This is a genomic window from Rhodococcus sp. NPDC076796 (assembly GCF_040702765.1).
Lineage (GTDB): Bacteria > Actinomycetota > Actinomycetes > Mycobacteriales > Mycobacteriaceae > Rhodococcoides.
Genome location: NZ_JBFBMS010000002.1, coordinates 228,413 through 242,392, shown reverse-complemented (window position 1 = coordinate 242,392; position 13,980 = coordinate 228,413). Strand labels below are relative to the sequence as shown.

At 66.5% G+C, this 13,980-nt stretch carries 12 protein-coding genes and 1 riboswitch; of the genes, 8 read left to right on the top strand and 4 right to left on the bottom strand.

Translation table 11 applies throughout. The annotated features are described in order from the left end of the window. Positions 1 to 37: 37 nt before the first annotated feature. On the top strand, positions 38 to 2,161 hold the full coding sequence (gene pta / locus AB0366_RS06300; protein WP_366243130.1) for a phosphate acetyltransferase: 2,124 nt from the start codon (positions 38 to 40) through the stop codon (positions 2,159 to 2,161). Beyond that, positions 2,158 to 3,345, top strand: a complete 1,188-nt coding sequence (locus AB0366_RS06295) for an acetate kinase (protein WP_366243129.1) — start codon at positions 2,158 to 2,160, stop codon at positions 3,343 to 3,345. The genes pta and AB0366_RS06295 overlap by 4 nt, the downstream gene beginning before the upstream one ends. 13 nt (positions 3,346 to 3,358) lie before the next feature. Here AB0366_RS06295 and AB0366_RS06290 read toward each other — a convergent pair whose 3' ends face one another. Genes AB0366_RS06290 through AB0366_RS06280 form a run of 3 tightly spaced genes read right to left on the bottom strand, consistent with a single transcriptional unit; the run spans position 3,359 to position 8,051 of the window. Further along, complete coding sequence (locus AB0366_RS06290; protein WP_366243128.1) at positions 3,359 to 5,767, bottom strand: tetratricopeptide repeat protein; 2,409 nt, start codon at positions 5,765 to 5,767, stop codon at positions 3,359 to 3,361. An 11-nt stretch (positions 5,768 to 5,778) separates the two neighbouring features. Further along, positions 5,779 to 6,723: a glutamate ABC transporter substrate-binding protein gene (locus tag AB0366_RS06285; protein ID WP_366243798.1), complete on the bottom strand. Its 945-nt coding sequence runs from the start codon at positions 6,721 to 6,723 to the stop codon at positions 5,779 to 5,781. Between the two features lie 23 nt (positions 6,724 to 6,746). Further along, entirely contained in the window at positions 6,747 to 8,051 is a 1,305-nt protein-coding gene (locus tag AB0366_RS06280; RefSeq protein ID WP_366243127.1) for a hypothetical protein, read from the bottom strand. 72 nt (positions 8,052 to 8,123) lie between these two features. Between AB0366_RS06280 and AB0366_RS06275 the strand changes: the two genes are divergently transcribed. Further along, positions 8,124 to 8,960: an NUDIX hydrolase gene (locus AB0366_RS06275; protein WP_121872962.1), complete on the top strand. Its 837-nt coding sequence runs from the start codon at positions 8,124 to 8,126 to the stop codon at positions 8,958 to 8,960. Here the strand turns inward: AB0366_RS06275 and thiE are convergent. Further along, the gene (thiE, locus tag AB0366_RS06270; RefSeq protein ID WP_366243126.1) at positions 8,957 to 9,649 is read right to left on the bottom strand and encodes a thiamine phosphate synthase; all 693 of its coding nucleotides are present in this window, start codon (positions 9,647 to 9,649) and stop codon (positions 8,957 to 8,959) included. The genes AB0366_RS06275 and thiE overlap by 4 nt on opposite strands. 35 nt (positions 9,650 to 9,684) lie before the next feature. Beyond that, a riboswitch (TPP riboswitch) is annotated at positions 9,685 to 9,798 on the top strand. Here thiE and thiO point away from each other — a divergent pair. The 5 genes from thiO (at position 9,797) to AB0366_RS06245 (ending at position 13,971) form a co-directional block, all read left to right on the top strand. Beyond that, on the top strand, positions 9,797 to 10,849 hold the full coding sequence (gene thiO / locus AB0366_RS06265) for a glycine oxidase ThiO (RefSeq protein WP_366243796.1): 1,053 nt from the start codon (positions 9,797 to 9,799) through the stop codon (positions 10,847 to 10,849). It overlaps the preceding riboswitch by 2 nt. Next, positions 10,846 to 11,061 carry a sulfur carrier protein ThiS gene (gene thiS, locus AB0366_RS06260; protein ID WP_366243125.1) on the top strand — a complete coding sequence of 72 codons (216 nt, stop codon included), beginning with the start codon at positions 10,846 to 10,848 and terminating at the stop codon, positions 11,059 to 11,061. The genes thiO and thiS overlap by 4 nt, the downstream gene beginning before the upstream one ends. A 4-nt stretch (positions 11,062 to 11,065) precedes the next feature. After that, a complete protein-coding gene (locus AB0366_RS06255; protein ID WP_366243124.1) occupies positions 11,066 to 11,815 on the top strand; it encodes a thiazole synthase in 750 nt (249 codons plus the stop codon). Positions 11,816 to 12,238: 423 nt separating this feature from the next. Continuing rightward, positions 12,239 to 13,201, top strand: coding sequence for an ABC transporter ATP-binding protein (locus AB0366_RS06250; protein ID WP_366243123.1), 963 nt, complete (start codon positions 12,239 to 12,241; stop codon positions 13,199 to 13,201). Further along, entirely contained in the window at positions 13,201 to 13,971 is a 771-nt protein-coding gene (locus AB0366_RS06245) for an ABC transporter permease (protein WP_121872240.1), read from the top strand. The genes AB0366_RS06250 and AB0366_RS06245 overlap by 1 nt, the downstream gene beginning before the upstream one ends. The last annotated feature ends 9 nt before the right edge of the window (positions 13,972 to 13,980 follow it).

The following is a 13,980-nucleotide window of genomic DNA, read 5'->3' as shown; positions in this document are numbered from 1 at the left end:
TGGAGCCTGCGGAACGACCCCTACTAGGCTGGCTGGCATGGCTGAGCCCAGCGGCACCGACGCGTCGGACATGTATCCCTCGAGCATCTACATCGCGTCACCGGAAGGGGACACCGGGAAGTCGACCATCGCGCTCGGTGTGCTGCAGATGCTCGCAGCGTCCGCGGCCCGGGTTGGGGTGTTCCGTCCCATCGCCCGATCCACCGACGAGCCCGATTACATTCTCGAGTTGCTCGTCGAGCACACCACCGCAGATCTGACGTACGAGCAGTCGCTCGGTGTCACGTACGAGCAGGTGCACGCCGATCAGGATGCAGCGCTCAGCAAGATCGTCGACCGGTATCACGAGGTGGCGTCCCAGTGCGACGCCGTGGTGATCGTGGGCAGTGATTACACAGACGTCGGCAGCCCCAGTGAGCTCGGTTTCAATGCCCGCATCGCTGTCAATCTCGGTGCCCCCGTGCTGCTTGCGCTGCGCGGGTCCGGTCGCACGCCCGACGAGATCGCGCAGTTGGCCACTCTGTGCCAGGGCGAACTGCGTCAGCACCATGCCCACCTGGCTGCGATCGTGGCGAACCGTTGCGCGCCGGACGATCTCGACGCGGTGACCGACGCATTGGCGTCGGTCGGCGTGCCTGCGTGGTCTCTGCCGGAGATTCCGCTCCTCGTCGCGCCGACGATGGCGGAACTGCTCGAGGCGGTGGACGGCACCCTGTACTCCGGTGACTCGTCGCTGCTGCAGCGAGAAGCGTTGCGGGTCATGGTCGGTGGTATGACGGCCGAGCACATCCTCGAACGCCTCACCGAGGGCGTCGTCGTCATCGCGCCCGCGGACCGATCCGACGTGTTGCTCGCCCTCGTCAATGCCCATGAGGCGGAGGGCTTTCCGTCCCTCGCCGGCATCATCATGAACGGCGGCATCGAGCCGCACCCGGCGATCGCCCGACTGGTGGCAGGGCTCGGCCCCCGGTTGCCGATCCTGACCACCGAGCTCGGCACCTTCGATACCGCCTCTGCTGCAGCGCAGACGCGCGGCCGCGTCGCAGTGGGCTCGCAGCGCAAGGTGGACACCGCACTCGGCCTGATGGAGCAGCGGGTCGACGCGAAAACCCTTCTGGGTCGGCTCGACATCGCCATTCCCACCATCACGACCCCGCAGATGTTCGAGTACCAGCTGATCCACCGGGCCCGCGCCGACCGCAAGCACATCGTGCTCCCCGAGGGCGGCGACGATCGCATCCTCCGGGCTGCCGGACGCCTGCTGCAGCGCCAGGTCGCGGACCTGACGATCCTCGGCGAGGAAGGTCCCATTCGGCGACGCGCATCGGAACTGGGCGTCGACCTCGACAGCGCTACGGTTCTCGATCCCAAGAACTGCGACTACGCCGAGGACTTCGCGGCCGAGTACACCGAGCTGCGCAAGCACAAGGGTATGACGATCGACCGTGCCCGCGAGATCATGGCCGACATCTCGTACTTCGGAACGATGATGGTGCACAAGGGAATTGCCGACGGCATGGTCTCCGGTGCCGCGCACACCACCGCGCACACCATCAAGCCGTCGTTCGAGATCATCAAGACGACCGAGGGCGTGTCGACGGTGTCGTCGATCTTCCTGATGTGCCTGTCCGATCGTGTTCTCGCCTACGGCGACTGCGCCGTCGTACCCGACCCGACGGCCGAGCAGCTCGCCGACATCGCCGTGTCCTCGGCGCAGACCTCGGCCCAGTTCGGGATCGAGCCGCGGGTGGCCATGCTGTCGTACTCCACCGGCGAGTCGGGTTCCGGAGCCGATGTCGACAAGGTTCGGCAGGCCACAGCACTTGTGCGCGAACGCAATCCCGAACTGCTCGTGGAGGGTCCGATCCAGTACGACGCAGCGATCGAACCGTCCGTCGCCGCGTCGAAGCTGCCCGATTCCGACGTCGCGGGCCGAGCGACGGTGTTCATCTTCCCGGACCTCAACACCGGCAACAACACCTACAAGGCCGTCCAGCGCAGCGCCGGTGCGGTTGCCGTCGGACCCGTTCTGCAGGGCCTGCGCAAGCCCGTCAACGATCTCTCGCGCGGTGCGCTGGTCGAGGACATCGTCAACACCGTCGCCATCACCGCGATTCAGGCACAGGGCATCGCCGCAGCAGCCGATCAGGAGGGCAAGTGAGCATCCTCGTCGTCAACTCCGGTTCGTCCTCGGTCAAGTTCCAACTCGTCGACCCCGGCTCGGGGGAATCCGTGGCCAGCGGACTCGTCGAGCGCATCGGTGAATCCGACGGCCGAGTCGAACTCGACCACCGTGGCGAGAGTGTCGAGCGAATCCAGCACATCGACGACCACGGTGCCGGTCTGGCCCTGGCCTTCGAGATGCTCGCCGACGCAGGCGTCGAACTGGAATCGGTCACCGCCGTCGGGCATCGCGTGGTCCACGGCGGGACGGTGTTCTACCGTCCGACGATCATCGACGACTCCGTAGTGCAGCAGATCTCCGATCTGAGCAACCTTGCACCACTGCACAATCCGCCGAACGTGCTGGGCATCGAGGTCGCCAGGAAGCAACTGCCGAACGTGCCGCACGTGGCAGTGTTCGACACGGCCTTCTTTCATTCCCTGCCCGACGCGGCCGCGACCTACGCCATCGACGCGACCGTCGCTGCCGAGCACGACATCAGGCGCTACGGCTTCCACGGCACCTCGCATCGGTACGTGTCCGAGCAGGTGGCGCAGTTCCTGGGCCGCGACCTCGAGGACCTGAATCAGATCGTGCTGCATCTGGGCAACGGTGCCTCGGCCTCGGCCATCGCAGGCGGCAAGGCGGTCGACACGTCGATGGGACTGACTCCCCTCGAAGGTCTCGTGATGGGTACTCGCAGTGGGGATATCGACCCCGGAGTGATCATGCACCTGCGTCGCAGTGCAGGCATGAGCGTCGACGACATCGACGCCCTGCTCAACCGTCGCTCCGGCCTGATCGGACTGTCCGGGGTCAACGACTTCAGGCAACTGCAGGAACGGATCGACGACGGGGACGCCTCCGCACGTCTGGCGTACGACGTCTACATTCACCGCCTGCGCAAGTACATCGGTGCGTACATGATCGGGCTGGGTCGGCTCGACGCCATCACGTTCACCGCCGGTGTCGGTGAGAACGCCGCAGCGGTGCGCGCGGACGCCCTCGCGAACCTGGAGGGCTTCGGCATCGAGATCGACGCCGAACGTAATACGCTGCGCAGCAAGCAGGCTCGGGTGATCTCGACCGACGCGTCCACCGTCACGGTGTTGGTGGTGCCGACCGACGAGGAGCTGGCGATCGCTCGTGCGGCGGACGACCTGGTTCGACAAGGCGGCTAGAACAACGCGGCAGTCAGAACAACGAACGTGGCCTGATCGCATTCGCCAGATCCACCAGCGAGAAGCGGTGAGCGCGATCAGTGGCGTTGCGGGCCAGTGCGCGAAGCCCCTTCTCGGTGCCGCGCCGCAATCCGTCCTCGGTGAACGGGACGCTGAGAATGGGTTCTCGCTCGGCTGTGGCGGCGTGGCCGGAGACGATCCAGTCCAGGGCCATCGCCAGCACCAGCGTCCGCATCTGCAGCGCCCGGCTCTCGGCCTTGGGTAGCAACGCCACTCGTCGTGCCGCAGAACGGAAATCGGACTCGGACAGCTCGGCTCGCGAGCGATCCATCAGCAACGTCAACACACTGGTCATGCGGGCCATGGAGTAGTGCCGCGAACTGATCGGCACCTGATCGAGCGCGGCGATGGCACCGGTCTGATCGCCGCGGCGCTGCAACTGCCTGGCCAAGCCGAACGCCGAGCTGACGATGCCGCGATTGGTTCGCCACACCGCTCGGTAGAGACCCTCGGCGCGGGCCCGCCACTTCTCGGCTTCCTCGACGTTGCCTGCGGCCACATGCCCGAGCAGCTCGGAGGTGGCTCCGAGGGCGAGCTTGGGTGCGAGTTCGCCGGGCATTGCACCGAGTACGTTGTCGAAACTGGTGAACGCAGAGTCGTATTCGTGATGCAACAGCGCGATCAGGCCTGCGTACCACTGCACTCGCCACGGGTCAGCGGTGTGGTCGGTCGACTGCACCTTGGCCAGAATGTCGGTTGCTTCGACGACGTTCCCGAGATCCAGGTGGGCCTTGACCTCGGCGAGGGTGATCTCGAGACTCAGTTCCACAGGACTCGAGGAGCCGGTGGAACGGCTCGATTCGGCTCCGGCGGTGACGCGTTCGATGCCGTTGCGTTTGGCGTGCTGCAGCGAGTCCAGGGTCTGTCGAGGTTCGACGTGTACGGCCGCCGCCAGCAGCGGCGCGCTCGGGTCGTTGGGATCCACCAGCGGAACCGGGAGCGCGGCAACCACTTCGGCTGCCGTCATTCGTTCGTGGCGGACCGTGCCGTCCACGTAGGTGTCGGTGCGCCCCACCGACTGCTCGGTGCCGAAAGTCGTACGCGGCGGGCTGAATACCGTCGACAGTCCCGGCCGCTCGACACCTGTCCTGATGGCCAGGATCTCACGCAGCACGCCGGTGGCCTGCCCGGCGAATTCGTCCGCGGATCGGAACCGACGAGTGGGATCCTCGTGCGTTGCGCGCAGCAACAGGCGATGCAGCGACGGAAACTGTTGCAGTACGTCGGATTCCTCGGCCGAAGGGAGGCCGTCGAGGTACTTGCCGTTCTTCGACGGCATGTCCAGCGTCAACACCGCGAGGGTGCGACCCACCGTGAAGATGTCCGACGCCACCGTCGGTCCCGTCTTCACGATCTCCGGTGCCTGGTAGCCCACCGTGCCGTACAGGTAGCCGTAGTCCTCGATACCCGCGACCGCGCCGAGGTCGATGAGTTTGATCTGGTCGTCGGAGACCATGATGTTCTCCGGTTTGAGGTCGTTGTAGACCAGCCCGATCGAATGCAGATAGCCCAGTGCCGGAAGCACTTCGAGGACGTAGGCCAGCGCCTGTTCGACGGGCAGACGGGCACCGTCGCCGCAGGCGGTGAGGATGTCGCGCAGTGAACGGCCGCCGACGTATTCCATGACGATGAAGCCGACGGTCGACCCGTCGCTGCGGGGTTGCTCGACGAAGTTGTAGATCTTCACCACGCCGGGATGGGCGACCTCGGCGAGGAACTGCCGCTCGGCGACCGCGACGGCGTGGGCCTCTTCGTCACCGAAGTGCAGCAGTCCCTTGAGTACCACCCAGCGGTCGCTGACATTGCGGTCGATGGCGAGGTAGATCCAGCCGAGCCCGCCGTGTGCGATGCAGCCCTGCACGTCGTACTGGCCGACCACGCGATCGCCCGGCTCGAGCAACGGAGTGAAGTCGAACGTTGCGCCGCAGTGTGGGCAGATGCCCATCGCCACGTCGGGCTCGCCCGGTTCGCTTCGGCCGACCTTGGCATTGCACTTCCAACAGAACCGTTTGTGCTGCGGCACCGTCGGATCCGACATCACTGCAGTGGCGGGATCGATCGGTTCGACGCGGGGCACGTCCACCAGGCCGCCGCCGAGTCGCCGCCGAATGCCGGTGCTGCGCGATCGACCGGATCTCGTTCGACCGGTCTTGGAGCGGGTGGAAGCAGTGTGCGACGCAGTCGACGTCGGGGTCCGATCGCCGACCGATGACCGTGAGACGGCCTGAGTGCGCTCGACTCCGTCCGTTCCCGAGGCTGCCTGCGTTCTCGACACTGCCCGGGTGCGCTCGCTGTCGTCGGTGCGCGAGACCGCCTGCGTTCGCTCCGCCGGGGCCGTGGGCTGCTGTTCGTCGTCGTCCATGTCCAAGGCCCCTAATCGCTGTACGTCGCGCTGGGCGGACCGGGGGAGGGGCCGAGCACCGTCAGCCACCGGTCGTAGATGCGATTCCAGGTGCCGTCGGAGCGGATGCGCGCCAACGTCCCGTTGACGAAGCGCACCAGATCCTCGTTGTTCTTGTTGATTCCCACCCCGTAGGGCTCCGGGCTCAGGCTGTCACCGACGATCTCGAGGTAAGGATCCTGTGCCGCGAGGCCGGCGAGGATCGCGTCGTCGGTGCTGATGGCGTCGACCTGCCGTTGCTGCAGCACCACAAGGCAATCCGACCACATCGGTACCGTCACCACGGTCGCGGCGGGTTGGACTCGTTGGAGGCGTCGCAGCGAGGTGGTGCCCTCCACAGCGCACACTCGCTTGTCCGCCAGGTCCTCGACTCCGCGGATGCCCGATCCCTGCACCACCAGAACGCGGTGCTGCGCTTGGAAATACACGGTGGAGAACTGGACGTCCTTGCGGCGAGCGCACGTGATGGTCATGGTCTTGACCACCATGTCCACCGAAGAATCCTGCAGAGCTTCGAGCCGTTCCGCAGAGGTGAGGATGCGAAAGTCCAGCCGGTTCGGATCGCCGAACAGGTCTCGTGAGACCTCCCGCGCGATGTCGACATCGAACCCGACCAGCTGCCCGGACATCGGATCGCGGAAGCTGAAAAGGTTGCTGCCCGTATCCAATCCGACGACCAACCGGCCCTTGGCGCGTAGTGCGTCGAGTGTCGGCTGTGGCGGCGGCGGAGCATCGGTGCCTGTCGGCAGTGGTCGCAGGCTGGCGGTGGGGCGGGCGCACTCGTCGTCGGCGGGGCTCTCGGTTGGCCGAGCGGCGACGGACGCGCCGTCCGGTAGCGGCGGTTCGGTGAACGTCGTGTCGACCTGCGGCGCAGAGTTTTCCGGCGGCGCACAGCCGACCAACAGAGCGGTGACCAGAATGCCGACGGCGAGTAGACGTTTCACAGGTACTCCCGCAGCCTCGGGAACAGGCCGACACCGAAGGCGACCGACGCGACGACGGTGAGCACGTATGCGCCGTTCGAGAGTCCGGACAGCACCCACACCGATCGGTCGATGTTGGACCGCAGTTCGCTTCGCGCATTCTCGATTCCGTCGACCAGAACGCTGTCCAGCGCGGTGAACGCGGCCGCCGAATCTGACTCGCCGGTCCCGGTGGCAATGGAGACCGCGCCGTTGAAATCGCCGACCTCGAGTGCGGAATCGATCCTCGAGTGCGAGACCGACCACGTGTTCAGTGCATCGATCACCGCGGTATCGCCCTGAAACATCTCCGTGAGCCGAGAGACGTTGGCGTCGAACGATTGTCCGTAATCCTGACCGCCGCCGCGGCGGGCGAGATCGAGAGTCTCGTCCGCCCTGGCCTGTTGCGCCAGAATGAAACCCGTCGTGTAGGACTTGAGCGGAGACACTCCGCGGTCGATCGCGCGATCGGTGGCGATCGAGGACACCAGTCCCACCACCAGCATCCAGCCGAGCAGCCCGGCGACAGCGACTGTGGCAGCGAGGAATCCGACGTTCAACGTGCGGCGAGTGGTCCGCGACAGGTACCACTGGGCCAGGCCGGTCATCAGCAACAGGAACACCAGCGAGCCGATCGCGAACAGGGGCGGATTGGTGAACCGTTCCTGATCGGCCGACACCCGCGACGCCTGCTCGGTGTACAACTTCTCCGCCAGGGGCAGCAAACTCGTCTGCATCATCGTCGATGCCTCACCGAGATACGCCGCGCCCACCGGATTTCCGCTGCGGTTGTTGGCCCTGGCCGTCTCGACCAGACCGCTGTACACCGGCAGCCCAGCGGCGATCTGGGTGAGTACCGCGCTGGTGGCCGCGTCGTTCTCGGTCACCCCGGCCGAGGCCGCGATCAGCTCGGACGACGCCTCCCCGAGCGCCTGCGAGTAGCGCTCGCGTACCTCGGGCGGTTCGAGACCACCGGCGATGAACGCGGTGGCCGCAGCCGCGTCGGCCACCGACAGGGCCCCGTACAGATTCTGTGCCGAGTTCGCGAAGGGCTCGGTGCGCACCAACAGGGTGCCGAGGGTGTCGACCCGATCGTGCACGGCCGTGGACGCGAGATTTCCGACCGTCAACGCGAGCACCACCAGCGCGATTCCCATCGCGACCAACCGCGCAGGCGTCGAACGCATCGTGTAGCGAACCGGTGGCTTGCCTGCAGCGACACCGACGTGCGTAGCCGTTGTCGGGGGGACGGCAGCGGAGGGGGTAATACCGGCCGCGATCACGCACCCGAGCATATAAGTAGGCGGACGGTACTGCAGCCACTACAGGCAGGTGATTCACCTAGGGTGGTGAGCATGCGTGGTGACGGTGACGGCTGGGTGATCGGCGAGAACGGCACTCGGCACTGGGGAAAGCACGGTGCCGCCGGACTGTTGCTGCGTGCGCCGTCCGATGCAGGCGAGCCGGTGGTGTTGCTGCAGCACCGTGCCCTGTGGAGTCACCAGGGCGGAACCTGGGCACTACCCGGCGGAGCCCGCGATTCCCACGAGAGCACCGCCCACGCGGCGGTGCGCGAGGCCCACGAAGAAGCCGGTATTTCGGCCGAACAGGTCAGTGTGCGCAGCGAGCGCGTCACCGCGAGCGTCGAGAGCGGCTGGTCCTACACCACCGTCGTCGCCGATACCGATCATCCGCTGACCACTGTGCCCAACGGGGAGAGCACCGAGCTGCGTTGGGTACCGGAGTCGATCGTCGACGAACTCCCGTTGCATCCGGGGTTCGCGTCCAGCTGGCCGTCGCTCCGCACCGTGCCGCTGCGGGTGCTGCTCGACACCGCGAACGTGCTGGGGTCCCGGCCGAACGGATGGTGGAAGGATCGCGCCGGATCGACCGGCGCACTGCTGACCTCGCTGGCCGAGACGCTGCCCCGCACCGTCGAACTGCCCAGCGGTCAGTACGGCTGGCTCACCTGCATCGAAGCCGTGCTCGAAGGCCAGGCCCGGGACGCCGTGGTCGAAGACCCCCGCACCCGGACGATTCTCGCCGATGGCAGTGGCGACGACACCTTGGCCGAGCAGGCCGACATCGACGGAGACCTGACCGCGCTCGTCACCGCCGACCGCGGACTACGCGACCGGCTGCCGGAATCGGTGCAGGTCCTGACGCCGTCCGCAGTGCTGGGTTGGCTCTAGGCCTGCAGCGCTTGGACCAATTCGCGGGCTGCGGCCTGTGGGTCCCTGGCCTCGGTGATCGCCCGGACCACCACGATGCGGTCGGCTCCGGCCGCTCGAACCTGATCCACGTTGGTCGCGTCGACGCCGCCGATGGCGAACCACGGCCGTTCCGGTAGCGCGTCCGCGGTGGCGCGCAGAGCTTCGAGTCCCGCGGCCTTGCGGTTGGGCTTGGTGGGCGTCGGCCACACCGGCCCGACGGCGAAGTAGTCGACGCCGTCCTCGATCGCGGCGAGCGAGGACTGAGCGCGGTTCTGCGTCGACCGGCCGATCACCACGTCCGGCCCGAGGATCTGACGGGCATAGTGCACCGGCAGATCGCCCTGACCCAGATGCAGCACGTCCGCGCCCGAGGCCAATGCCAGATCCGCGCGATCGTTCACCGCAAGCAGCGCACCGTGCCGCTTGGTCGCAGCGAGCAGAATCGCCAGCGCAGCGAGCTCGTCCTTGGCTTCGAGGGGACCGAACTCTCGCTCGCCTGCGGAGTTCTTGTCGCGCAGCTGAATGATGTCGACGCCACCGGACAACGCGGCCTCGGCGAACTGCGCGAGGTCGCCCTTGTCGCGCCTGGCATCGGTACACAGGTACAGGCGAGCGGACGCAAGACGCTCACGGGGAGTCTGGTTGCGGGCGGTCTGAGATGGATGCACAAAGCGAACTGTATTCTCATGGTGGCTGTAAAACGAAGATTGATCGCGGGAGTCCCAGGGTTCGTGGGGCTGAGAGTGGGTTCGCCGCCCTTACCGTCAATACCTGAACCCGATCATGCGGGCGCAGGGAGTGAGGACGTGAATCGCGTGCATATCGTCGTTATCGGCGGAGGCGTCATCGGGTTGTCGACGGCGCTGCGCTTGGCCGAGGACGGTCACCGAGTGGTCGTGCACGATCCCGCGCTCGGTCGAGGCGCATCCTGGGTCGCAGGCGGAATGCTGGCCCCGTTGTCCGAGGGCTGGCCCGGCGAACACGAACTGCTGCATCTGGGCGCTGCGTCGTTGGCGCGGTGGCCGGACTTCGCCCGACGCCTCCCCGGCCCCTCCGTGTTCTCCGCGACCGGATCGGTGACGGTCGCCCTCGACTCCGCCGACGCCGCCGACCTACGAACCATCGCCGAATGGGTGGGCGAACAGGGGCACGAACTCGAGATTTTGGCACGAGCGCAGCTGCGTGAGCTCGAACCTGCTCTGGCACAGAACATTCGACTGGGCCTGCTGGCTCCGACCGAACTGTCGGTGGACAATCGGGCGCTGATCGCCGCGCTCGAGCAGGGGTGCCTGGACGCGGGAGTCGAGTTGGTGACCACCCCGGTGGAGACCATGCCCGACGCCGACCAGGCGGTCCTGGCCGCCGGTGCCCAGTCGGCCGCGTTGTGGCCCACGCTGCCGGTTCGGCCGGTCAAGGGGGAGATCCTCCGCCTGCGACGGCGGCCGAGCGCCGCACCGCCGCCGAACCGGACCGTTCGCGGAACCGTGCACGGCCGTGCAATCTACCTGGTACCGCGCGGCGACGGATTGGTCGTCGGCGCAACCCAATACGAATCCGGCCAGGACACCCAGGTCACCGTCGCCGGGGTACGAGACCTCATCGCCGACGCCGAACGACTCATGCCGAGCATCGGCGAGTACGAGCTGTACGAAACCGCTGCCGGACTGCGGCCGATGAGCCCGGACGGGCTGCCGCTGATCGGCAGGCTGTCTCCCCGGTTGATCGCCGCCACGGGACACGGCCGTAACGGCATCCTGCTCGCGCCCATCACCGCCGACGCCGTCGCCGCGCTGATCTCCGGCGAGACGCTGCCCGAGGCGAAAGCGGCCGAGCCCCAGAGATTTCCGCAGATCGAGAGGACACCATGACACAGGTCGCGATCGGTATCACCGTCAACGGTGAGGACCACCTGCTCACCGAGGATATGACCATGCGTCGGCTGCTCGAATTCCTGGGCATGCCCGAGAAGGGCATCGCTGTCGCCGTTGACGGAGCGGTGCTGCCCAAGAGTCGCTGGGACACCACCGGCGTCGAAAAGGGTTGGGAAATCGACGTTCTCACGGCGGTTCAGGGTGGTTGAGGCCATGACGGGTCTGACCATCGCAGGCCGCACCTTCACCTCCCGGCTCATCACCGGCACCGGCGGAGCGGCGAATCTCGCGGTGCTCGAGGACGCCCTCGTCGCGTCCGGAACCGAACTGACCACCGTCGCGATGCGCCGCGTCGACGCCGCAGGTGGGACGGGAGTGCTGGATCTGCTGCGCCGGTTGAACATCGCCCCGTTGCCGAACACCGCAGGCTGCCGCGGTGCGGCGGAAGCAGTTCTCACCGCGCAACTGGGCCGTGAGGCGCTCGAGACCGACTGGGTGAAACTCGAAGTGATCGCCGACGAGCGAACCCTCCTGCCCGACGCCATCGAATTGGTCAAGGCCGCAGAACAACTCGTGGACGACGGCTTCCAGGTGCTGCCGTACACCACCGACGACCCGGTGCTGGCCAAGCGGCTCGAGGACATTGGCTGCGTCGCCGTCATGCCGCTCGGCTCACCCATCGGCACCGGCCTCGGCATCTCCAACCCCCACAACATCGAGATGATCGTCGACGCCGCATCGGTTCCGGTGATCCTCGACGCCGGCATCGGCACAGCCAGCGACGCCACCCTCGCGATGGAACTCGGCTGCGATGCGGTGCTGCTCGCGACCGCGGTGACCCGGGCGAAGGATCCGGCGCTGATGGCGTCGGCGATGCGGAACGCGGTGGCGGCGGGCTACCAGGCCCGACATGCCGGCCGTATTCCGAAACGATTCTGGGCGCAGGCCAGCTCGCCTATGTGAGGTGCGGTGTCGTCGGCGCAGCGTCGCCTGTGGTGCTGCGCATCTCGCAAACGCGCGCGCATTCGTGAAACGCGCGCGGAGTAGTGGCGATACGAGGGCGATTCCGCGCGCACCTGGCAAACGCGCGCGCGTTTGCGACCGCATGCCGCCCCTGCGACCGCGTGCCGCCCCTGCGACGGCTGCGTCGTCGCATCTCGCAAACGCGCGCGCATTCGTGAAACGCGCGCGGAGTAGTGGCGATACGAGGACGATTCCGCGCGCACCTGGCAAACGCGCGCGCATTTGCGACCGCATGCCGCCTGCTCGACCCGCAATGCCGCCCATACGACCGACTGTCTCAGGGTGTGTGTCATCCGAAAGGATGATGGAGAAGGCGACTGTGGGTCGATGTGCGGACGCTGTCGATGGGGGACAGTTGTACCCATGATCGAAGTGACAGGACTGACCAAGCAATACGGCGCGGTGACGGCGGTCGACAACCTCACCTTCACCATCAAACCCGGCATCGTGACCGGCTTCCTGGGCCCCAACGGCGCAGGCAAGTCGACCACGATGCGGATGATCCTCGGCCTCGACCGCCCCACCAAGGGAACGGCGACCATCGAGGGCAAGAGCTACAGCCATCTCAAGCAGCCACTGCGTACCGTCGGCGCTCTGCTCGACGCCAAGTGGGTTCATCCGAACCGTTCGGCGCGTGCACATCTCGAGTGGATGGCGGCCTCCAACGGCATTCCGAAGTCGCGCGTCGACGAGGTGCTGCGTCTGGTGGGCCTGTCCGAGGTGGCCAAGAAGAATGCCGGCGGGTTCTCACTCGGTATGTCGCAGCGGCTCGGCCTGGCCGGTGCGTTGCTCGGCGACCCCAAGGTGTTGCTGTTCGACGAGCCGGTCAACGGACTCGATCCCGAGGGCATCGTCTGGATCCGAAAGTTCATGCAGCGCTTGGCGGCCGAGGGCCGCACAGTGCTGGTCTCGAGCCACCTGCTCTCGGAGATGGCGCAGACCGCGGAACACCTCATCGTCATCGGACGCGGCAAACTGATCTCCGATTCCTCGGTGCAGGAATTCATCGACCATGCCTCCGAGGCATCGGTGCGCGTTCGCAGCCCGCAACTCGACGGTCTGCGCCAGGCGCTGACCACCGCCGGTCTCACCGTGCGCGAGCCGGACAAGACCGATGAACTTCAGCCCTCGCTCGTGGTGCTGAACTCGACCACCGACGCGATCGGCGACATCGCCGGTCGGGCCGGAATCACCCTGCACGAGTTGGCCTCTCAGCGAGGCTCGCTCGAGGAAGCCTTCATGAAACTCACCGGAGACACAGTGCAATACCACGGCGCGGGAGCCGAAAACCCCAACACTCAGCAAGCGATGGGCGGGTCACTCTGATGGGCGTCTTGGCAGCAGAAAGAATCAAGTTCACCTCGACCAAGTCGCCGTGGTGGTGCAGCGCGATAGTGGTGGTGTTCGGCCTCGGCTTCGGAGCCATCCTCGGATGGGCGGCCAAGACCGCCATCGGACCCGACGCACCGGAAGGCCTGCCTCCGACGACTGCCTACGACGTCGTCGCCAGCGGTGTGGGCGGGCTGGGCATCATGGTGCTGATGATTCTGGCGGCACTGACCGTCACCAGCGAATACCGGTTCGGTCTGATCCGCACGACGTTCCAGTCGGTCACCAATCGGGCTTCGGTCCTCGGTGCGAAGGCGCTCATCGTCGGTGTGTACGGCGCGGTGCTGTCTCTCATCCTGGCGTTCGGTGCGCTGTTCCTGGCGAAGTCGATTGCAGGCGAGGAGGCGGGGGCGCTCCTCGGCTTCGATGTGGACGGCACGTGGCGTGTCGTCTACGGCGCGGCGATCCTGGCGTTCGTACAGATCGTTCTGGCAGTAGCAGTGGGTGCGCTCATTCGGCAGTCCGCCGGTGCCATTGCCGTGTTGCTGCTGTGGCCGCTGCTCATCGAGAACGTCATCGGCCTCATCCCGAAGGTGGGCGAGAAGATCCAGCCGTTCATGCCGTTCCTCAATGCCAATCACTTCCTCGGCTCCAGCGGCGGAATCGACTTCCATTGGGGTCCGATCGGTAGCCTGATCTACTTCGTCGTCTTCACCGCGGTGATCTTCGGGGCAGCAGTGTTCGTCGTCAATCGTCGGGACGCCTGACGCTGCTCG